Consider the following 21048-nt stretch of genomic DNA (forward strand, 5'->3'; position numbering starts at 1 on the left):
GCTAGCAATTTGTTAAAAAAACACTCAAAAAACTCACTTTATTCTTCTGTTTTTGAAAAACATCGTACAAAACAAGATGATCTAGGTCAGATTCACCCAAAATTGTCCGGCTAAAGCATCCATTTTTTGCGCTAGCGTTTGCATTTCATTGCAAGTTTCTAAATCTTGCTTACTGCGAGAAGCGATTTCATTGGTGGTTTGACTCACTTGAGACATATAACCGTTAATGGTTTTTGCCGCGGCATTCTGTTCTTCCATCACTTGTGCGATTTGATCCGCATGACTATGAATGCCTTCTATCCCTTGTTGCACTGCACCAATTGAACTCACTGCATTTTGTGTTTGGGTATCACAATGATGAGCACTGTCTAAGGTATCGCGCATTTGTCTTGAAGCCGCCTCGGCACTGAGTTGTAAGCTATCAATTGCCTTTACTATTTCATTGGTTGAATCATGGGTTCGGGTCGCTAAAGCTCGCACTTCATCAGCCACCACCGCAAAGCCTCGACCACGCTCACCCGCACGAGCTGCTTCAATCGCCGCATTGAGTGCCAACAAGTTGGTTTGCTCCGCCACATCTCGAATCACTTCCACCACGGAACTGATCGCTGAGCTTTGTGATTCTAAGTCATCCATTATTTGGGTGGCATCTTTCACTTTCGCTATCATGCCACCCACCACTTGCTCACTTTCATTCACCGCGGCCAAACTAGCCTGCATATCCATGGCGGCTTGGCCTGCTATTGTTGCCGCCTCGGTAGAACTTCTCGCCACATCATGAATAGCGCCTGACATATCACTCATGGCACTTTCAATATGATCAAAGTCACTAGAAAGACTCATCAAGCCCATTTGGTTGTCAGCAATACAATCTTGTAGATCTTGCTGCTTACGTCGCACTATTTTAGAAAAGTTACTTATACGGCCAACAACAGCGGCGGTTTCACCTTTTAATCGGGTTAGCGCTAACTCAACCTGCCCAGCTTCATCTACGCGCCCCGTATAAATGTATTTAGCTAAATCCGAGTCTGATATCGATGCGGCCTTTTTAAGAGAAGACTGAAGTGGTCTAAATAAGGCCCCTAAGATTAAAGAAGAGAATAGAAATAAGCCGCAAACTGTCAACAGACTCATCATAAAAGAAGGCTGAGTTTGCACTAACAAAAAGAAGGCACAGGATATAAGCGCATTCGATAACAAGACTTTAGATAAGAGAGAGAGTTTTATCGGCCTCATAAAGGCAGGCTTTTTACCCTGATTTAATAACGCATAGACAGATTCAGCCCTTTGCTTCACCTCATCCCTTGGCCGGCGTCTAACAGATTGATACTCAAGCACTTCGCCATCTTTAGTCACTGGGCTAGCATAAGCATCAACCCAATAATGATCACCATTTTTACAACGGTTTTTTACGACACCCATCCAAGATTTTTGCGCGAGTAAGTGTTCCCACATATCGCTAAAGGCGGCAGAAGGCATATCAGGGTGACGAATAATGTTATGTTTCTCGCCGACCAGTTCGTCCATGTTATAGCCGCTGATTTGCTCAAAATCTGGGTTAACATATTGGATATGACTTTTTAAATCTGTGGTTGAAAGAATATTTGCATCCGTTGCAACCAAATGTTCCTTTTGCGAACTCATCATGCCTTCCTTATGAGATAGATCAGAAAGAAAATATTAAGTCATAAAAAAGTACCATTCGTTGATAAGGGTCAAATCAAAACAATGGCAATTGGTTACTTTTTGTCCCTTGTGTAATATTGCGTAACAGCATTTAAGTGACGGCATAATAAAAAAGCCAAAACAAGATGATTAGATCAAGTTTTGGCTTTTTAGTGAGCATTTATCTAGCTTATCGAGACATTTCGACTATTTAGTCAAATTAGGTTCAACCTCTTAAGGCAAATAAACCCCGACCTTTTCATGCCCTTTGCCGAGCAAAGAAGCCGCATGTATTTTACTCATCACGCCTTTACCACAATAAAGCAAATGCGTGGTCTCTTTATCTAGTTCAGACCACTTACTTTCTAGGGCAAAAAATGGAATTTCAATAACAGGTCGACCGCTGACTTTAAGTGGCTTTCTTTCTATCTCATCTGGGTGTCGAATATCAATAATCACTTCATCCGATACAGGGACACGTACGATTGGAACTTCCCCTTGATACTGCTTATCCACATCTTCCATCACAGTACGAATGGAAACCGCTTTGGCATTTTCGATCGCGGCATCTAACACCGCAAAATCAAACTTACTTTCTTCATGCTCTATTTTGGGGAGCTTGGCACGTGTAGTCGGTTTTACTGAAATCACACCACAATATTCAGGAATGCTGGCGGCAAAGGCAGCGGTGCCTATTTTAGCCGCTTGGTCGATGATTTCTTGTTTATTGGTGGTAATCAAAGGACGAATGACCAGTTCATCCGTTACATCATCAATCACTTTTAAGTTTACCAAGGTTTGACTTGATACTTGCGCAACACATTCACCGGTTACCAAAGCTTTTGCACCAAGATCTTCCATTACCTTGCCAGCCGCTCTTAGCATCATGCGTTTTAAAATAACGCCCATTTGCGAGTTATCGACTTTAGTGAGTATTTCCCCCACCACATCTTCAAACGGAATAGTGACGAATTTAACGCCAATATTTGAACCGTACTTTTCCCACAGGTACCAGGAAACTTGCTTCACACCAATCTCGTGCGCATCACCACCTAAATTAAAAAAGCAGAAATGGGTTTTAAGGCCGCGACTCATGGTCATATAAGTCGATACCGTCGAGTCGTAACCACCTGAAATGAGAGACAAGACAGGATCATGTGAACCAATAGGATAACCACCAAGACCATCGACACGTTGCTCTATAATCCAAACGCGATTATCACGAATATCAATAGGAACTAGGACTTCAGGGTTCTTTAATCTTACTGCAAGGGCATTACAACGGGCTTTTAGAGTACCGCCTATTTGACGCTCGGCATCCACTGAGGTGAAATCATGTTGACCAACACGCTTAACGCGAACAGCAAACACAGCATTTTCGAGCACATCACCATAAGAGACGATGGCTTCGTCAACAATGGCTTCTAAGGTCGTAAATTCAAATTCACGCACATACTGAAAATGCGCAATACCAGCAATATTCGCCAGACGCTGAGTAAACTCATCTCTTAGCTCATTCTTGTCGGATAACACCTCAATAAAATCCCAGTTTCCTGTTACCACAACATTTTCGTCATGTTCTGTTAATACTTGACGGATATTTTGTCTAAGTTGCTTAACAAAGGTTTTACGGACAGGGCGGCTTTTAATGGTGATTTCTGAGAAGAACTTAACAATGAATTTCATAGGTGTTTACGACTGATTAAATGATTTGAAACGCATTATAAAGAAAAGTCAGAAAAGCAGAAAACACTTTATTCGCACCATAAAATGACACCGCCTTATTTTAACGCACCAAAAAAGAGCAATCGAGAAGTTATGCACTATACTTATTTTTCGCATTACGAGTTTGAAAAGTTTAAAACACTGTAACTTATTGTTAAATAAAGATTAAATATTTTTTGAAATTAGGTGGCACAGAAAATGCTTTATTTCCGATAAGAAACGCTTCATTGTGAAGCACTAATAAAAAGTTATGTGAAAATTCCTCACGCACTTAGGAATAAACCAAATTACTGGAGAGCTAGTATGTCAAACAAAACTCTGGCGTTAATTGCCGAACACGATGCTAAATGGGTAGACCTTCGTTTTACAGATTTTAAAGGTAAAGAGCAGCACGTTACTATCCCTGCATCTACTGTTGATGAAGAGTTCTTTGAAAATGGACAAATGTTTGACGGTTCATCTATTGCTGGCTGGAAAGGCATTAACGAATCAGACATGATCATGATGCCTGAAGATGATTCTTGCCTAGTTGACCCTTTCACTGAAGAAGCCACTATCATTGTTCGTTGTACTATTATCGAACCTTCTACAATGCAAGGTTATGACCGTGACCCACGCTCTGTTGCACTTCGTGCAGAAGAGTTCTTGAAGTCTACAGGTCTTGGCGACACCGCATTCTTTGGTCCTGAGCCAGAATTCTTCATCTTTGACGATGTTAAGTGGAAGACTGACATGTCAGGCACCATGGTTGAAATCAATTCTGAAGAAGCTGCTTGGGCATCTAACAAAACTATCGAAGGCGGTAACATGGGTCACCGTCCTCGCGTTAAAGGCGGTTACTTCCCAGTACCACCAGTTGATTCTCATCACGATCTTCGTGGCGCTATGTGTGGTGCAATGGAATCTATGGGACTTGAAATCGAAGTTCATCACCATGAAGTAGCAACAGCAGGTCAGAACGAAATCGGTGTTAAGTTCAACACACTGGTTAAGAAAGCAGACGAAGTACAAGTTATGAAGTACTGCGTACACAATGTTGCTCATGCTTACGGCAAAACAGCGACATTCATGCCTAAACCTATCGTTGGCGATAACGGTTCTGGTATGCACGTACACCAATCTTTCTGGAAAGGCGGTGAAAACCAATTCGCAGGTGATCAGTATGCTGGCTTGTCTGAAATGGCGCTTTACTACATTGGCGGCATCATCAAACACGCTCGTGCACTAAACGCTTTCACAAACGCTTCAACAAACTCTTACAAGCGTCTTGTTCCAGGTTTCGAAGCCCCTGTTATGCTAGCTTACTCAGCACGTAACCGTTCTGCTTCTATTCGTATTCCATATGTAGCTAGCCCTAAAGGTAAGCGTATTGAAGCACGTTTCCCTGATCCAACCGCGAACCCTTACCTAGCTTTCTCTGCAATGTTGATGGCAGGTATTGACGGTATTAAGAACAAGATCCACCCTGGCGATGCTGCTGATAAAGATCTATATGACCTTCCAGCAGAAGAAGCTTTGGCAATCCCTACGGTTGCTAACAGCCTAGAACAAGCGCTTGAAGCACTGGATAATGACCGTGAGTTCTTGACTCAAGGCGGCGTATTCTCTGATGACATGATCGATGCTTACATCGCACTGAAAACTGAAGATGCGCTTCAAGTATCAATGACAACTCACCCAGTTGAGTTTGACTTGTACTACAGCCTATAAGTTTAAAGCCTTGCTTTGACTGATGAAAACCCAGCTTAGGCTGGGTTTTTTTATGCCCTAAAAAAGAGCGAGACACTTGATTGCACAATATTGGTGCACTAAATTATGCTTATGGAAAACACGTTTTAACGATGCGCCCCCTGTTAACCTTTTTCTAATATTGGTTCGTATCTTGCAACACTCAAAGGAAGTAAGAGGATAATAATGTGCATAGTTTATTGATTGACCATTTATCAACCGCCGTCGTAAAACTCGACAATGCATTATTGATTGAGTATTTAAACCCCGCAGCTGAGATGCTGCTCGCCGTTAGCCGCCGTCGTGTTTATGGCCAAAGCATAGAAAATGTTTTCTTTGAAGATGAAGATAGTATCTCTGCATTACATAATGCCGCCGACACAGGCTACCCCTTCACTAAACGAGAAGCCAAGCTAGAGATACCTAACGGTAACAAGCTGTTTTTAGATTACACAGTCACACCCGTTATGGGCACTTTAGGCACAACAGAGAGCTTACTGATTGAGCTTTATCCTAGGGATAGAATGAAGCGCATTTCCCAAGAAGACGAATTACTGGTTACCCATCAAACCAGCAAAGAACTAATACGCGGCCTCGCTCACGAAATAAAAAACCCTTTAGGTGGTATACGTGGCGCGGCCCAGCTCATTAGTCGTAGTTTTAAAGACGAAGCCTTAAAAGATTACACCCAGGTCATTATTGAAGAATCAGATCGTCTAAGGGATTTAGTAGACCGCCTACTAGGACCAAGGCAACTGCCTAAAAAAGAATCACTCAATGTACATAAGGTAATCGAAAGGGTAAATCAGCTAGTCACAGTCGAAGCGGATGAGCAAGTACGCTTTATTCGTGATTATGACCCCAGCATTCCTGACATCATGGGTGATAGCTCCCAGCTTATCCAAGCCTTACTCAATGTGGTGAGAAACGCCATGCAAGCCCTATTGCAGGATGACTCTCAAGATAACAAACAAATCCGCATCATGACTCGGGCATTACGCCAATTCACAATCGGCTCAAAACGACACAAGTTAGTTTGCAAAGTCAGTGTGATTGATAATGGGCCTGGGATACCTGAACCCATTTTAAAAACCCTATTTTATCCTATGGTTAGCGGCAGACCCGATGGCACAGGACTTGGCCTATCAATTGCACAGTCAATAATAAATCAACACAACGGACTCATTGAATGTAAAAGTGAGCCCCATCAGACCCTATTTAATATATTGCTGCCCATTGAATGCGAACACTGAGGCAAGGAGAGAATTTAATGTCACAACAAGATACGGTATGGATAGTCGACGACGATAGATCGATTCGCTGGGTACTTGAAAAGACACTTGAGCAAGAAGGTATTCAAGCTAAATTGTTCGACAATGCCGAAGCATTAATGAGCTTACTAGAGCATGAAAAACCCAGTGTTATTATTAGTGACATTCGTATGCCGGGTATGGACGGCCTTACCCTACTAACCAAGATACAAGAAGAGAACCCTTATCTTCCCGTCATTATCATGACAGCCCATTCTGACCTAGACAGTGCTGTGGCGTCTTATCAAGGCGGTGCTTTTGAGTATTTACCTAAACCTTTTGATGTGGAAGAAGCGGTCAGTCTCGTCAAACGTGCGATCTTGCATCATCATAAATCTATGCCCAGCATAGAGGAAGAAGTGCCCGAACTTGATGTGGTAGAAAAAGAGATCATAGGTGAAGCGCCTGCCATGCAGGAAGTGTTTCGTGCGATTGGACGCTTAGCCAACTCAAACATCACAGTACTGATCAATGGTGAGTCGGGGACAGGTAAAGAACTGGTTGCTCACGCATTACATAAACACAGCCCAAGATCTGCCAGCCCTTTCATTGCGCTAAATATGGCAGCCATCCCCCATGACCTAATTGAATCAGAGTTGTTTGGTCATGAAAAAGGGGCTTTTACCGGCGCCAATACCTTAAGACGTGGCCGCTTTGAACAAGCCAATGGCGGCACCCTGTTTTTAGATGAAATCGGCGATATGCCAGCAGAAACACAAACCCGTTTATTACGCGTACTGGCGGATGGCGAATTTTATCGTGTAGGTGGTCATATCCCAGTCAAAGTCGATGTTCGTATTATCGCAGCGACACACCAAAACCTTGAGTCCTTGGTAACCGAAGGTTCATTCCGTGAAGATTTATTTCATCGCCTCAATGTGATTCGCGTGCATTTACCTAAGCTGTCTGAAAGACGTGAAGACATTCCACAGCTTGCTCGCCACTTTTTAAAGCGAGCAGCGGAAGAACTCTCAGTAGAACCTAAAGTACTCACAAAAGAGACTGAAGACTACCTTGCCCGCATGGACTGGCCTGGCAATGTACGCCAATTAGAAAACACTTGTCGCTGGCTTATTGTAATGGCATCGGGTCGTGAAGTTTTAGTACAGGACCTTCCACCTGAGCTATTGGACAGTACGCCAACAGAAAATAATTATGCGAGCTGGGAAGACGGTTTGAAAACTTGGGTTGATGATGCATTAGCTAAAGGACAAAAAGCCATTTTGGATGAAGCTGTGCCTAAGTTCGAACGCATTATGATAGAAACAGCACTGACTCACACGGCGGGTCGACGTCGAGATGCTTCGCTTCTTTTAGGTTGGGGACGCAATACTTTAACCCGAAAAATCAAAGAGCTTGGGATAGATAGCGCAGAGCAAGATGATTAAATCGTTTTCTCCTTTTCAGGAAAAATCGACTTAAATCAGCTTAATTTTTAATTCTCATGGAGTTTTGACGAATTCCGGCCCTTTATCCTTTAAAAACTTGCTTTCGTACCCACAATAATTTAGTAATGAACTAATGTGGTTACGAAAGCTGTTCTAATAAGCCTCTATCCGAGACACCCGCTTTTACGCCGCATAACTTACTATTAAATAGGTAGTGAGTATTAATTTTATAAAAGCAAATAAGCTGATAGGACAATCAATATGTATCAAACTTTGGAATCAATGGGCGTAACTAGTTTTGACGACATCGAGAAGTTCACTCTTCGTTATGAAAACGGCTATGACGTTTTAAAGGTTTATTATCGTCGTGAAAAAGGCTCGTTACTTCCAAAAAGTAAAAAGTTTAAATTCGGTCGTTCAACAAAAACTGTCTTAGCTGATGGTGGACAACAAACTTACCGCCAAGTACAAGAGCCTTCTCTTGTGGTTCTTCGTGCAGTGGAAGAACTAGGAAAAATCGTTGGTAAGCAAAAAGAAGATAAGATCACGAAAGCTGAACTTGTTGAAGAACTTGTACATTTAGAAAAAGTAATGACAAGCAAAATTGCTGAGATCAAAGAAAAAATCGAAACCATGTCTTAAGTTACACACTTAAGCCAAAGTATCTTCAGCAAGATAAAGATAATAGCCTCAGAAAATATCTGAGGCTTACGTCTTTCTATTTACTCATCTTATATCGCTTACCAACTTATAAAATCGCACCATGATCATCACTTCAGACCCTTTAATTATTGCAGACCTACTAAAACGTGGCGGCATTATCGCCTACCCAACCGAAGCGGTATGGGGCTTAGGTTGCGACCCTCAAAATCAAACGGCCGTTATCAAGTTATTAGAGATTAAATCGCGCCCTATGAATAAAGGTATGATTTTAGCAGCAGGAGATAAGACTCATCTTAGCCCTTGGCTAGAGCAGCTTAGCCCAGAATTAGGCGCTAAATTAACTGCAACTTATGATAGCCCGACCAGCTGGATCGTGCCGGACCAAGGGATAGCACCCGCTTGGGTAAGAGGAGATCATCAAAGTATTGCGTTAAGATTAAGCACACATGCTGGCGTACAAGCCATTTGCCATGCTTTTGACGCTTGTATTGTCTCTACATCAGCAAACCCTGCAGGGTTAGATCCTGCCCTCAGTTTAGAGCAGATAATGACTTACTTTAGAGATAATATAGATGCAATTTTTGATGTGCCATTAGGGCAATCAAAGCAGCCATCTCAAATCAAAAGCTTATTGGATGATCAAGTTATCAGGCAATAGTTTCATATCAAATCGCTGTTTGATCAGATAAATGCTTTGTCCAGCTCATAAAAAAAGCCTCGCCTTGAATCCAAGACGAGGCTTTTTTATTTTAGCTAGGTTTAATGTCCGCCAAGGTAAGCATCACGAACATCTGGGTTCACCAGCAGCTCGTCACCTGTTCCTGTCATACGAATTTCACCATTAACCATCACATAGCCACGGTCGGCAAGCTTCAAGGCATGGTTAGCATTTTGTTCAACCAAGAAGATAGTCATACCAGAAGTCGCGACTTCTTTTAACACTTGGAAGATTTGCTTTACCACAATTGGAGCAAGACCCAAACTCGGCTCATCCAGTAATAGAAGTTTAGGGCGACTCATCAAAGCACGCGCTATGGCTAGCATTTGCTGCTCACCACCCGACATAGTCGACGCCCTTTGATTACGCCTTTCCTTTAAACGAGGAAAAATATCAAACATCTTTTGCATGTCTTCTTGGGCATGCTCCATTCCAATTGGAATCGTGCCCATAAGCAGGTTCTCTTCCACTGTCATGCCAGGGAAAACACGGCGACCTTCTGGAGATTGAGCCAAGCCATTAGATGCCACATAGTGAGCCGACTTCTGAGAAATATCCTCACCACGATAAATGATTTCGCCCGATGACACTCTAGGCTGTCCAAAAATAGACATGAGCAAGGTAGATTTACCAGCGCCATTGGAACCAATTAAGGTCACAATTTCACCCGTATTTACATCCAAAGAGACCTTTTTTAAGGCTTGTATTGGACCATAATAGACATCAACATCTTTAAATTGCATTAATGCACTCATAGTCCTACCTCTTCATCGTCGTCTTCAGCACCTAAATAGGCCGCTATTACCTTGTGATTATTCTTAATATCATCTGGCCCACCTTTAGCAATAACCTGACCATGATCTAACACCACAATATAGTCTGAGATATCCATTACCATCCCCATATCATGCTCGATCAATAACACTGTCACATTGTGCTCATCTCGCAAAATACGAATCATCTTGGTTAATGCATCCGTTTCAGAGGGATTAAGACCCGCAGCAGGCTCATCCAAACAAATGATTTCAGGGTTAGTACACATGGAGCGTGCAATTTCTAGACGACGCTGCTGCCCATAAGAGAGCTCACCCGCCAAACGGTTTGCATGAGCAACAAGATCTACCACACCTAACCAATAGAAAGCCTTTTGCAAAGCTACTTCTTCTGCCTGTTTAAAGGACTCAGTATTAGCAATGCCTGACATTATGCTGCGCTTCACCGTCATATGCTGGGCAACCAGCAGGTTTTCCACCACAGACATTTCTTTAAACAAACGAATATTTTGGAAAGTACGAGCAAGACCGGCACGGTTCACCAAATGAGAGCCACCAAACATCTTATATTTAAGACGATTAGCAAATGCCAGAGGAGAAAAATAATCGCTCAACTGGAAAGGCTCACCTAACACTTTGATAACACTGGTTTCTTTACCCTTAGCACCTAAGGTAATCTGACCACCCGTGGCTTTATAAAAGCCCGTTAAGCAGTTAAATACCGTCGTTTTACCGGCACCATTTGGGCCAATAAGCGCAGACACTGAGCCACGTTTAATATCAAAGGTAATATCATTTAATGCCTTAATACCACCAAAATGCATTACCAAATTTTCTACTTCAAGGATATTTTCTTGTTTCATTTCAATACCCCCTTACGTGTTGCAAAGCCGGTTCGTGTCACTCGTACTAACCCTCTTGGCTTCCAAATCATCATGACTACCATCAAGATACCAAACATAAGCACTCGATATTCAGCAAACTCTCGTAACAACTCTGGCGCCACAGTTAAGAAGAAGGCGGCTATCACAACCCCTAAGGTCGACCCCATTCCCCCTAAGACGACAATCGCTAGAATTAACGCGGACTCCATAAAGGTAAAGGAAGACGGGTTAACAAAACCTTGATAAGTGGCAAAGAAAACACCAGCGATACCAGCAACAGAAGCCCCCATCATAAAGGCTGATAATTTCACCAGTACGTGATTTAACCCCAAAGAACGGCAGGCAATTTCATCTTCACGTAAAGCTTCCCAAGCACGGCCAATCGGCATTTTCACTAGGCGTTGCTTAACATGAAGTACCAGTAGCACAACAATAAAGAGAATCAGATACACAAACATGTACTTGAAACCTGAGTTGTAATCTAAATTAAAGAACTCATGAAATGGGGTACCGTCCCTGGATCGCCGCTTAAACTCCAATCCAAACAGCTGTGGTAATGGCGCAGAGACACCATTTGGCCCATGAGTCACGGCAGACCAGTTATTGAGAATCAGGCGAATAATTTCACCAAAGCCTAAGGTTACGATAGCGAGATAGTCCCCATGCATCCGCAATACGGGGAAGCCTAAGATCGCACCGGCAATCGCGGCTAAGATAGCAGCAATAGGCAACATAGACCAAAAGCCTAAACCTAAATACTCATAGCCTAAAGCCAGTCCATAAGCACCTATGGCATAGAAGCCAACAAAACCTAAATCCAGCAAGCCTGCAAGGCCAACAACGATATTTAGCCCTAAACCAAGCAGCACATAAATAAGACCTAAAATGATAACGGTTAGCACATATTTAGAGGCGATGAATGGCACCATCAAACCAATTAAAATAACAACAGGAATGATCCAAACCATATTAGATTTATAATCGGGCGACTTCACCACAACGCCAGTATCATCACCAGAGCTATGTTTAAAGAGGATCTCTTTACCCTTGTTGGATTGCAGAAAGCTCGATATGGCAAAGCGACCAATCGCCACCACAGCAACCATCCAAGCAACCCGATCAAACTCAGTAGTAAAGCCATAGCCTTGCAGAACAACACCGACCACAGGGCCAAATAGCACTAATGCCATTAAACCTGCGATGACCGCATCTATGGTGCTCTTTTTATAATCAATTGTTGCGTTCATCTAAACTTTCTCCACCTCAGGTTTACCTAAAAGACCACTTGGACGGAAAATCAAAATAATCACAAGCAAGGAGAAGGAGAATACGTCTTTATAATCAGAGCTAATGAGACCTGCAAATAAGGACTCAGAAACACCCAGAATAATTCCTCCTAACATGGCACCAGGCAGAGAGCCGATCCCACCTAATACAGCTGCCGTGAAAGCTTTAATACCTATAATGAAACCAACATAGAAATCGAACGCACCATAGTCTAGCGTAATCAAAACACCAGCAAGCGCTGCCATAGAGGCACCAATCACGAAGACGATAGAGATAACTCTATCCGTATTGATCCCTAAAATAGACGCCATTTTTCTATCTTGCTGTGTCGCTCGACACATACGACCTAACTTGGTTCTTTGAATAATATAAGTCAGTGTCCCCATACCCAAGAAGGCCACTAACAAGATCACTAGTTTCATATAGGTGATTTGTACAAAACCATCGCCAACATCAAATCTTACGGCACCAGTTAACATGGTAGGAATACCCTGTTGACGTGCGCCTTGGCTAATTTGTACATAATTTTGCAATATGAGGGACATACCGATCGCAGAAATCAAAGCAGATAAACGACCAGAATTACGAAGAGGACGGTAGGCAATTTGCTCTATAGCCCAACCATAAGCGCCAGTAACGGCAATGGTGATAAATAAAGTACCGATAATGATAATCGGAAAGGATTCAATTCCGAAGAAAGATAATAATGCGACAACAATCGCAGTAATGTATGCGGACACCATGTATACATCGCCATGGGCGAAGTTAATCATACCGATAATGCCGTATACCATGGTATACCCGATAGCTATGAGTCCATATACAGACCCAAGGGTAAGACCGTTAACCAACTGCTGGAGAACGATATCCATCGTAAGACCTCGTGGGGATTTTAAAAACGTAGAGAGGAATCACAGCCAGCATTAGCCAGCTGTGATTTTCATGCATCATGCCAATTCAAACTAACAGGAAGTTAGTTTACTTGAGCATAGTTACCCGTATTGTCCCATTCATACATAACGTAATCGGACACTTTTAGGTCGCCTTTAGAATCGAAGTCTTTGACGCCCATGACAGTCGAGACACTGTTAGATTTCAGCCAATCAGCGCCCTTGATTGGATCAAGGTCATTATTCTTAAGGGCTTCAACAACCACTTGCATGGCAGCATAGGAGTAAAGAGTATACCCTTCTGGCTCATACCCACTGTCTTTAAAGACTTGCACCACTTTTTTACCGGCTGGGTAAGATTGTGGATCAGCACCAAAGGTCATCAAGACACCATCAATGTATTCAGGAGAACCTGCTACTGAGGCAAACTCGTTAGAAACAATACCATCACCCGAAATGAAGATAGCTTTAGAGCCCTGCTCACGTAGCTGTCGTACTAGCGGGCCAGCTTCTGAGTGAAGTCCACCAAAGTAAACCACTTCGGCATCAACAGAGCGAATCTTAGTAACCAAGGCATTAAAGTCTTTCTCACCACGTGTTAAACCTTCGTAAAGTACTTCGGTCACACCATAGTTGTTCAACGCAGATTTAGTTGCGTCAGCCAGACCTTTACCATAGGTATCTTTGTCGTGAATGATAGCAACACGTTTTGCGTTCAATTCACTAATAATGTAAGCACCAGCAACGTCACCCTGTTGATCATCACGACCACAAACACGGAAAACATTAGACAAACCACGGTCAGTTACACGTGGATTTGTGGAGGCAGGCGTAACCATAAGAACACCGGCTTCTTCATAGATCTCTGAAGCAGGCATAGTGGAGGAAGAACAGAAGTGACCAACGACGCCAACAGCATCATCAGAGTCAACTAAACGGTTAGCAACAGAAACGGCTTGTTTTGGTTCACAAGCATCATCAGCTTTTACCAGTTTGATCATTTCACCATTAATACCACCAGCGGCATTAATGTCTTTAGCGGCTTGTTCAGCACCGCGCCATAATTGTTCACCAAATGCAGCATAGGCACCTGTATGAGGACCTGCTACACCAATTACAACATCCGCTTGTGCTAGAACTGATGCACCCATGGCACCAGCGATTGCGATAGAAAGTAAAGATTTTTTCACAATAGCATTTGACATTAGTCAAGCTCCTACTCATTCCAGTTTATGATTATTATATTAAAGCAAGAAGCGTTCCATTCATTAGCTCAAAAGTGTGAACAAATGGAACATATAAAGTGCCAGACTAGCTCTGTTTAGCAACTTAATATGCACTAAACATTAATCGTTCTTCGGCGGGAAGGTCAATACAATTGAGTTATAAATAACCAAATAATATTTTATCAGAAGAGAAAAATTCAAAAGAAATAACCTGTGAAATAGCAAAAACACAGGCTTTTCCATTACTTTTAGCAGATTTTATACGATATACAGTGTCATATAGGGAAATAGTGCTTTTCTAAAAAACACAAAAATATTTTAAAAAAATTAAGTCTGTGACCTTGAACACTTTTTCACCAAGTCATTTATCATTCGATATAGTCAGCAAGTGAAATCAGCTGAACACCTTCATCCTCTAATTGGCTCAAATGTTTTGCTAAATAATTCATAGTCGCTGGATAAGGATGGCCAATTGCTAACGCTTTTCCACGCTTTCTCGCTATGGCTAGTAAGCGTTTGAATTGTTTATCTATGGCTTTCTCTTCCTGAATATTATCTAAGAACACATCACGACGTGTTGTGGTCAAATCAAAGCTCAAAGCCTTAGATAACGCCACACTATTGGGGCTAGTCAGGCTATCGACGAAAAAAAGTTCCAACGGCTGAATGACTTCCATTACCCACTGCATGCTCTCAACATCTTGTGTTAACAGGCTTCCCATATGGTTATTAATACCTGTGATACCTGGCACGCTCTCAATGCCTTCTTGCAAGGTTTTCTTAAGTTCTGCCTCATCCATTTTTTTATAAAGTCCACCTGGACCTAATTTAAGTTCCCTTTCATTTTCCATGGGTACATGCAGCAAAATTGTGCGTGCTTGCTCCGTCGCGGCGCGTGCCGTCTTTTTAGAGAAAGGAGTATGGGGCAAAATAGCTAAAGCAACTTCAACCGGTAAGTCTAAAGATTCTTCCATACCACGACGGTTGTAGCCTAGATCATCAATAATGATAGTAATACTGGGTCTATCATCATTTTCAACGAGTTCCTGTGCTGCTATTTCATTAACCGCTTCATCAACGACTATTGGCGTTTTTGGTGTATCGATCAATACGTCTTGAGTTGACTTCTCATTCGTTGGGAAGGTTTTTTGCCAAAGCAAGTCTAATGACATTGCCTCTTGCTCTGAAGGCATATTTAAAGCAGGAAAGCCTGATAGCGAGCTATCATTAGACGTCTTTACTTGAGGAGCTGTTAATAAAGGCCCTAACTTTAGCTCATCATTAACCTCTGACGTTTTAGCCCCTTCCGCTGTTTGAACCTTTATCAAATCAGATGTCTCTACATCGGCTTCATCTAACGGCAGATTAACTTCAGAGTCCACGACCAATTCTGGACCAGCGTTTTCCTCTTCAGCCTGCTCTGCGACTTGTTTTTCGTCTGCTTGAACTTCTTCATCAACTTGTTGTTCGAGTTGCGGCTCAGTTGTCATATCAAGAGAATCAAGACTCTTCGCCGCAGCAGAGTCAAGTTCGCTCTTATCTTGTATAAGCGAATCTACCTCAAGCTCTGGGCTAGATTCAGCGGCGAAAATTGGAGTGGATAAAGAAAAAGCAGCACATATAAATAGGAGCTGCGAGCCTTTAACAGCTCGCAGAAATGGATCAAACATAATGTCTCAACTAGAACAGGTTTTTATTGAGGCACAAGTTTAGGGAAGGCTTTCAGTACAGACAAGGCCTGAAACAGTTGAAAGTCATTTTTTGCGATATCATCGAAGTTATTTTCCATATCTAGGCCATTTATATCCTTATTGCCGAGGCCATTTGCAATATGCCCACTTAAATCAGCTTCTTTGACGATAAAGCCAGGGTCTTGTAAAACCAGATTCGCTTGTGGTACTTCCAAATCAGGTACGATACCTTGTGCCTGAATAGAGCGCCCTTTTGGAGTGTAATATAAGGCGGTGGTCAACTTAATGGCGGAACCATCCGTTAATGGCACTACGGTTTGCACTGTTCCTTTACCAAAGGTTTCCGTTCCCATAATAACGGCGCGTTTATGATCTTGTAGGGCCCCAGCAACAATTTCAGAAGCTGAAGCCGAGCCTGAATTCACCAACACAACCGTTGGAACCGCATCTAAATATTTAGTTTTAGTTGCATTAAATTGTGCTTTTGACATTTTATGACGTCCATCTGTATAGACAATAATGCCGTCACTTAAAAATGCATCAACAACGGATACCGCACCTTGCAACACTCCGCCAGGGTTATTTCTAAGGTCTAACACCAAGCCCTCAAGTGGATGCTCAGCTTTCATAGTTTCCAGTGCTTTTTGAAACTCAGCTCCTGTGCTGCCTTGAAACTGACTAATACGCACATAGCCCACATCATTTTCTAACCATTTATTAGTGACACTCGCACTCTGTACTAGGCCACGTAAAATATCAAAATCTTTCAGATCACCTTCTCTTTCAATAGTCAGATGTATATTGGTCCCGACTTCGCCTCGCATAAGCACAATCACTTCTTGCAAGCCCATATCATTAATCAAGGTATCATCAATACGTAAGACAGTATCTCCTGGCATGAGACCGGCGCTCGCCGCTGGAGAACCATCGATAGGAGAAACAATCACTAATTGACCATCTATCATTTCAACTTCAATACCAACACCGGCATATTTACCTGAAGTCATTTCCCGAAATTTAGAAATTTCTTCACGTGTTAAGTATTCAGAGTGAGGGTCTAGAGCGGCAACCATGCCTTTTAAAGCTTTGCTTAAAATTTGCTGATCTGTCAGTTCATCTACATAACCTTGACTAATAGTTTCAAACGATTCAACAAAGGATTGAATTTCGGCCAGCGGTACCTGCTGCTCTTCGGCTTGTAAAGCCGGGCTAAAAAACATTACCAATAAAAGCCCTAAACTAAATTCTTTAAACCATTTCATATTTGAACCTCTGACTATGCGTGCTTAGAGCACTGGGCTGCTATTTCTGCTGAACGCCTTCATTATGCTGACCAGCACGCCTAGCCTTGATTGACCCACTTAAGCGGGCTAACGGGGGTACCGTTATGACGAATAGAGAAAAATAGCCCCGGTACAGTACGACCACCTGAACTCCCAACCGTCGCGATTGGGTCATTCGTATTTACCCATTCACCGACTTCTTTGAGCAAGCTTTGGTTATAGCCATATAAAGACATATAACCTTCACCGTGATCCAAAATAAGCACTAGCCCAAATCCTCTGAGCCAATCTGAAAAAATCACTCTTCCATGATAAACCGCATTAACTTTAGTGCCTTCTTTTGCAGACAAGGTGACACCACCTAAGTTCACTTGTCCCGACTCCCTGAGAACATTTAATCTACCTAAAGGTTTATTTAACTTGCCCTTTAACGAACTAAACGCAACATTTTCATCAATCACAGGCATTTCAGCCAAGGCTTCTTCTAATTTCAGCAATAGGGCTTCAAGCTGTTGCTGGTTGCGTTTTAATGTCTTTGCCTTGCTCCCCCCTGATTGAATATCTTTTTGAAGTTTCACCAGAATCTGCTGGCGCTCTTTTTGCTGCTTAGCTAATACAGTGCGCTCTTCAACTAAACGCGCTTGTTCACGCGCTTGCTGTGCCCTATGAGAGCGCATGCTCTTTTCAATTAAGCTTAGTTCATTTACCTGTATTCCATAGCCATTTATTAAAGATTGGCGCGCTTGGGAGAAATATCGGTTGTATCTCACCATTCGCATTATCTCTTCAGGGGTTCGTCCATCGAGCAAAAATTTCATGCCTTCTTGCTCGCCAGAACGATAAACCGCCCTTATTTGGGCGGCTATTTGTTGATTCTGTTGCTGAATACTTATTTTCAGCGTTTGCTGCTTAACGGCCAGCTCCTTGAGCTGGCCATCACTCTGTTTAATATTGTCTTGAATGGTTTCAATTTGTTTCAGAAGCTCATTTATCGACTTTTCTTTCTCTTCTAACTGCCCTTCAACTTGTGATTTTTCTGATTGTGCTTCTTTTAGCCACTCACCAAGGGATTTAAGCTCTTCTTGCAGTGCTTTAATCTGTTGCTCAGCTTCAGCCGCAGATTTAGGCTCTGCGGCACTTGCTTGAAGTGAAAAAAAGGAACAAATACCAATCAACAAGATTGATAAAATTTTTCCCATAAAGTCATTACCACTTTTCGAATCAAATTTATGTCTACTAAGAATGTATTAGTAGACTACGTCCTGTCATTTCAGTCGGTACTTCAATCCCCATTATCTCTAAGATAGTGGGAGCAATATCACTTAATGCACCACTTTTCACTGATAAACTGCTATCTGGAGACACAAGCACTAAAGGCACAGGCTCAATAGTATGAGAAGTTAATGGTTGAGTACCGTCATCACTTAGCATTTGCTCAACATTACCATGGTCTGCGGTAATTAAGCATGAACCAGCGTTTAATTCTAAGGCAGCCAACACTCGACCAATACAAGCATCTACTGCCTCTACCGCTTTCACTGCCGCATCAAACACACCACTGTGTCCTACCATATCACCATTAGCAAAGTTACAAATAATAGTGTCATAAGTGCCAGCAGAAATAACTTCCACCAGTTTATCCGTTACTTCTGGTGCACTCATTTCTGGTTTTAGATCATAAGTAGCAACATCAGGAGAAGGAATAAGTTCACGCTCTTCACCTTCAAATAACGCTTCTTCACCACCATTGAAGAAAAAGGTAACGTGAGCATACTTTTCTGTTTCAGCAATACGCAGCTGAGTCTTACCCAACTTGGCGAGTACTTCACCCAAGGTATTACTCAAGGCAACAGGCGGGAAGGCGACGCTTGCTTTTATATCAGAAGCATATTCAGTAAAGGTGACAAAAGCCCCTAATTTTGGCGTTGCTTTACGTGTAAAACCACTAAAATCAGCATCCGTAAAAGCACGGGTTAATTGACGAGCACGGTCAGGACGGAAGTTAGCAAAAACAATCGCATCGCCTTCTTCAAGTGTCACCGCATCACCAATAACTGTCGCAGGTACGAATTCGTCATTCTGATCTCTATCATAAGCAGCTAAAATTGCTTGCTCGGCCGTTGCTGCATGACACTCAGCTTGCCCTAGCGCTATGGCATCGTAAGCTGTTTCAACACGTTCCCAACGGTTATCCCTATCCATCGCAAAGTAACGACCAGTCAGAGTCGCAATACGCCCCGTCCCCAATGCCGCTAATTTCGCTTCAAGATCAGCAATAGGTGCCTGAGCTGAACGCGGTGGCGTATCACGTCCATCAGTAAAACCATGAATATAAACTTTCTTAGCACCACGTTTTACTGCCATTTCACTCATGGCCATAATTTGCTCATGATGACTATGAACACCACCCGCAGATAGAAGGCCTAAAATATGAACCGCTTTATCTGCTTTAACCGCAGTATCTACCGCATTAACAAGGGCTTCATTATCAAAAAAGCTGCCATCTTCAATGGCTTTGCCAATACGGGTAAAGTTTTGATAAACAGTACGACCAGCACCTAAGTTCATGTGCCCAACTTCAGAATTACCCATTTGACCTTCTGGTAATCCCACTGCCATGCCAGATGTTTGAATCAGGCTATGGGGTCTTGTTTGCCATAATTTATCCCAATTAGGCGTATTTGCCGCTGCAATTGCATTTGACTTAGATGTTTCGCTATAACCCCAGCCATCCAAAATAAAAAGTGCGGTTGTCTTTTTCGCCATTGTACCGATACCCGTTAAGTTAAATAATCGTTGTCTTTCGATACTAACACAGGCTTGTAATTTTGTTACAAGATCTCAGTGACATAAGCTAAATTTTGTTGGTTTAACTAACAGCAGCAGTAACAGTCGAAGGCATTTCTAGTTGCCCTAAGAGCCAGTCACGAAATGTCACTACCTGCTCTAAATCGGCTTTATTCGCAGGATAAGATAAGAAATACTCATGTGGCGTCATGCAAGCATCGCCAAACGGGGCAACCAATACACCTGAGGCAAGTGCATCTTTGACTATCATGGTCGGCATAATCGCAACGCCCATACCAGATTTAGCCGCCTCTAACAGCATATGAAAATGCTCAAAGCCAGGCCCAGTTAAATGGCTTGCAGCTAGCTCTTGCTGCGCCATCCATTCAGACCAAGCATTACTTCTGGATGTAAGGTGCATTAAAGGAAACAAACTAATGTCACTGCGCTTTGCAGTATCAAGAGTGAGACCCTTTTCAGCTAGAAGAGAAGGGGAACAAACAGGAATAACATGTTCATTCATTAAGTGATGAGAGACGCCTTTAGGCCAATGATCACCCCCATAATGCAGAATCACATCTACTTTTTTGGGGTCAAGATTATCCGTCACATCCATCGCATTCACCTTAATATTAAATTGAGGATGAAGGCGCTGAAAATCAGCTAACTTGGGGACTAACCAATAGGAGGCTAAAGTCGGTAACGACGCTAGATTTAAGGATATCTTTTCGTCTTCCCGGTGTAACATTTTTAAACAAGCGCTTTCCATGCTGTCTAACAAAGGCACCACTTCTTTGTAATAAGCGGCACCCGTACCCGTCAAAACCAAACGTTTATTGAGGCGAATAAAAAGATCTCTCGAAAGGAATTCTTCAAGGTTTCTAATTTGTCGACTCACCGCACTTTGAGTCAAATGCAGTTCTTGTGCAGCACGGGTAAAACTTAGGTGACGGACAGACGCTTCAAAACATTTGAGGGCGGTAGACGAAGGTAGGTATCGGCGCATTTAAATTTGCCACAACTTGTTACA

17 protein-coding genes are annotated in these 21048 nt (G+C 42.5%); 5 read left to right on the plus strand and 12 right to left on the minus strand.

Annotated features, from left to right (window positions below):
* Nucleotides 1-81: 81 nt before the first annotated feature.
* Both MED121_RS12960 and thiI read right to left on the minus strand, forming a co-directional pair.
* Nucleotides 82-1644, minus strand: coding sequence for a PAS domain-containing methyl-accepting chemotaxis protein (locus MED121_RS12960; RefSeq protein WP_050764583.1), 1563 nt, complete (start codon nt 1642-1644; stop codon nt 82-84).
* A 255-nt stretch (nt 1645-1899) separates the two neighbouring features.
* On the minus strand, nt 1900-3351 hold the full coding sequence (gene thiI / locus MED121_RS12965; protein WP_009834163.1) for a tRNA uracil 4-sulfurtransferase ThiI: 1452 nt from the start codon (nt 3349-3351) through the stop codon (nt 1900-1902).
* Nucleotides 3352-3693: 342 nt separating this feature from the next.
* On the opposite strand from thiI, the gene glnA reads away from it, so the two are divergent.
* The 5 genes from glnA (at nt 3694) to MED121_RS12990 (ending at nt 9137) form a co-directional block, all read left to right on the plus strand.
* On the plus strand, nt 3694-5100 hold the full coding sequence (glnA, locus tag MED121_RS12970) for a glutamate--ammonia ligase (protein ID WP_009834164.1): 1407 nt from the start codon (nt 3694-3696) through the stop codon (nt 5098-5100).
* 206 nt (nt 5101-5306) lie between these two features.
* On the plus strand, nt 5307-6371 hold the full coding sequence (gene glnL / locus MED121_RS12975) for a nitrogen regulation protein NR(II) (RefSeq protein ID WP_009834165.1): 1065 nt from the start codon (nt 5307-5309) through the stop codon (nt 6369-6371).
* A gap of 17 nt (nt 6372-6388) precedes the next feature.
* Nucleotides 6389-7816 (plus strand): nitrogen regulation protein NR(I), encoded by a 1428-nt coding sequence (gene glnG, locus MED121_RS12980; RefSeq protein ID WP_009834166.1) that lies wholly within the window; start codon nt 6389-6391, stop codon nt 7814-7816.
* A gap of 261 nt (nt 7817-8077) precedes the next feature.
* Nucleotides 8078-8458 (plus strand): DUF3461 family protein, encoded by a 381-nt coding sequence (locus tag MED121_RS12985; protein WP_009834167.1) that lies wholly within the window; start codon nt 8078-8080, stop codon nt 8456-8458.
* Between the two features lie 121 nt (nt 8459-8579).
* Nucleotides 8580-9137 (plus strand): Sua5/YciO/YrdC/YwlC family protein, encoded by a 558-nt coding sequence (locus MED121_RS12990; protein WP_009834168.1) that lies wholly within the window; start codon nt 8580-8582, stop codon nt 9135-9137.
* A 101-nt stretch (nt 9138-9238) separates the two neighbouring features.
* On the opposite strand, the gene MED121_RS12995 is transcribed toward MED121_RS12990, so the two are convergent.
* From MED121_RS12995 to MED121_RS13040, 10 genes are all read right to left on the minus strand, one after another.
* Complete coding sequence (locus tag MED121_RS12995) at nt 9239-9952, minus strand: ABC transporter ATP-binding protein (protein ID WP_009834169.1); 714 nt, start codon at nt 9950-9952, stop codon at nt 9239-9241.
* Entirely contained in the window at nt 9949-10833 is an 885-nt protein-coding gene (locus tag MED121_RS13000; RefSeq protein WP_009834170.1) for an ATP-binding cassette domain-containing protein, read from the minus strand. Before MED121_RS13000 ends, MED121_RS12995 begins: the two co-directional genes overlap by 4 nt.
* On the minus strand, nt 10830-12101 hold the full coding sequence (gene livM, locus MED121_RS13005; RefSeq protein WP_009834171.1) for a high-affinity branched-chain amino acid ABC transporter permease LivM: 1272 nt from the start codon (nt 12099-12101) through the stop codon (nt 10830-10832). The genes MED121_RS13000 and livM overlap by 4 nt, the downstream gene beginning before the upstream one ends.
* Nucleotides 12102-13013 (minus strand): branched-chain amino acid ABC transporter permease, encoded by a 912-nt coding sequence (locus MED121_RS13010; RefSeq protein WP_009834172.1) that lies wholly within the window; start codon nt 13011-13013, stop codon nt 12102-12104.
* A gap of 101 nt (nt 13014-13114) precedes the next feature.
* Nucleotides 13115-14236, minus strand: coding sequence for a branched-chain amino acid ABC transporter substrate-binding protein (locus MED121_RS13015; protein WP_009834173.1), 1122 nt, complete (start codon nt 14234-14236; stop codon nt 13115-13117).
* Nucleotides 14237-14625: 389 nt separating this feature from the next.
* Nucleotides 14626-15927 (minus strand): divergent polysaccharide deacetylase family protein, encoded by a 1302-nt coding sequence (locus MED121_RS24630; protein ID WP_009834174.1) that lies wholly within the window; start codon nt 15925-15927, stop codon nt 14626-14628.
* Between the two features lie 23 nt (nt 15928-15950).
* Nucleotides 15951-17210 carry a S41 family peptidase gene (locus MED121_RS13025; RefSeq protein WP_009834175.1) on the minus strand — a complete coding sequence of 420 codons (1260 nt, stop codon included), beginning with the start codon at nt 17208-17210 and terminating at the stop codon, nt 15951-15953.
* Nucleotides 17211-17290: 80 nt separating this feature from the next.
* Entirely contained in the window at nt 17291-18430 is a 1140-nt protein-coding gene (locus MED121_RS13030; protein WP_009834176.1) for a peptidoglycan DD-metalloendopeptidase family protein, read from the minus strand.
* A gap of 37 nt (nt 18431-18467) precedes the next feature.
* Nucleotides 18468-19997 (minus strand): 2,3-bisphosphoglycerate-independent phosphoglycerate mutase, encoded by a 1530-nt coding sequence (gene gpmI, locus MED121_RS13035; protein WP_009834177.1) that lies wholly within the window; start codon nt 19995-19997, stop codon nt 18468-18470.
* A 103-nt stretch (nt 19998-20100) separates the two neighbouring features.
* Nucleotides 20101-21024 (minus strand): LysR substrate-binding domain-containing protein, encoded by a 924-nt coding sequence (locus tag MED121_RS13040; RefSeq protein WP_009834178.1) that lies wholly within the window; start codon nt 21022-21024, stop codon nt 20101-20103.
* Between the last annotated feature and the right edge of the window lie 24 nt (nt 21025-21048).

This window comes from Marinomonas sp. MED121 (assembly GCF_000153025.1).
Classification (GTDB): domain Bacteria; phylum Pseudomonadota; class Gammaproteobacteria; order Pseudomonadales; family Marinomonadaceae; genus Marinomonas.

Coding starts and splice junctions, on each gene's coding strand:
- MED121_RS12960 (WP_050764583.1), bottom strand. CDS start 1,644: ATGAGTTCGCAAAAGGAACATTTGGTTGCAACGGATGCAAATATTCTT.
- thiI (WP_009834163.1), bottom strand. CDS start 3,351: ATGAAATTCATTGTTAAGTTCTTCTCAGAAATCACCATTAAAAGCCGC.
- glnA (WP_009834164.1), top strand. CDS start 3,694: ATGTCAAACAAAACTCTGGCGTTAATTGCCGAACACGATGCTAAATGG.
- glnG (WP_009834166.1), top strand. CDS start 6,389: ATGTCACAACAAGATACGGTATGGATAGTCGACGACGATAGATCGATT.
- MED121_RS12985 (WP_009834167.1), top strand. CDS start 8,078: ATGTATCAAACTTTGGAATCAATGGGCGTAACTAGTTTTGACGACATC.
- MED121_RS12990 (WP_009834168.1), top strand. CDS start 8,580: ATGATCATCACTTCAGACCCTTTAATTATTGCAGACCTACTAAAACGT.
- MED121_RS12995 (WP_009834169.1), bottom strand. CDS start 9,952: ATGAGTGCATTAATGCAATTTAAAGATGTTGATGTCTATTATGGTCCA.
- MED121_RS13000 (WP_009834170.1), bottom strand. CDS start 10,833: ATGAAACAAGAAAATATCCTTGAAGTAGAAAATTTGGTAATGCATTTT.
- livM (WP_009834171.1), bottom strand. CDS start 12,101: ATGAACGCAACAATTGATTATAAAAAGAGCACCATAGATGCGGTCATC.
- MED121_RS13010 (WP_009834172.1), bottom strand. CDS start 13,013: ATGGATATCGTTCTCCAGCAGTTGGTTAACGGTCTTACCCTTGGGTCT.
- MED121_RS13015 (WP_009834173.1), bottom strand. CDS start 14,236: ATGTCAAATGCTATTGTGAAAAAATCTTTACTTTCTATCGCAATCGCT.
- MED121_RS24630 (WP_009834174.1), bottom strand. CDS start 15,927: ATGTTTGATCCATTTCTGCGAGCTGTTAAAGGCTCGCAGCTCCTATTT.
- MED121_RS13025 (WP_009834175.1), bottom strand. CDS start 17,210: ATGAAATGGTTTAAAGAATTTAGTTTAGGGCTTTTATTGGTAATGTTT.
- MED121_RS13030 (WP_009834176.1), bottom strand. CDS start 18,430: ATGGGAAAAATTTTATCAATCTTGTTGATTGGTATTTGTTCCTTTTTT.
- gpmI (WP_009834177.1), bottom strand. CDS start 19,997: ATGGCGAAAAAGACAACCGCACTTTTTATTTTGGATGGCTGGGGTTAT.
- MED121_RS13040 (WP_009834178.1), bottom strand. CDS start 21,024: ATGCGCCGATACCTACCTTCGTCTACCGCCCTCAAATGTTTTGAAGCG.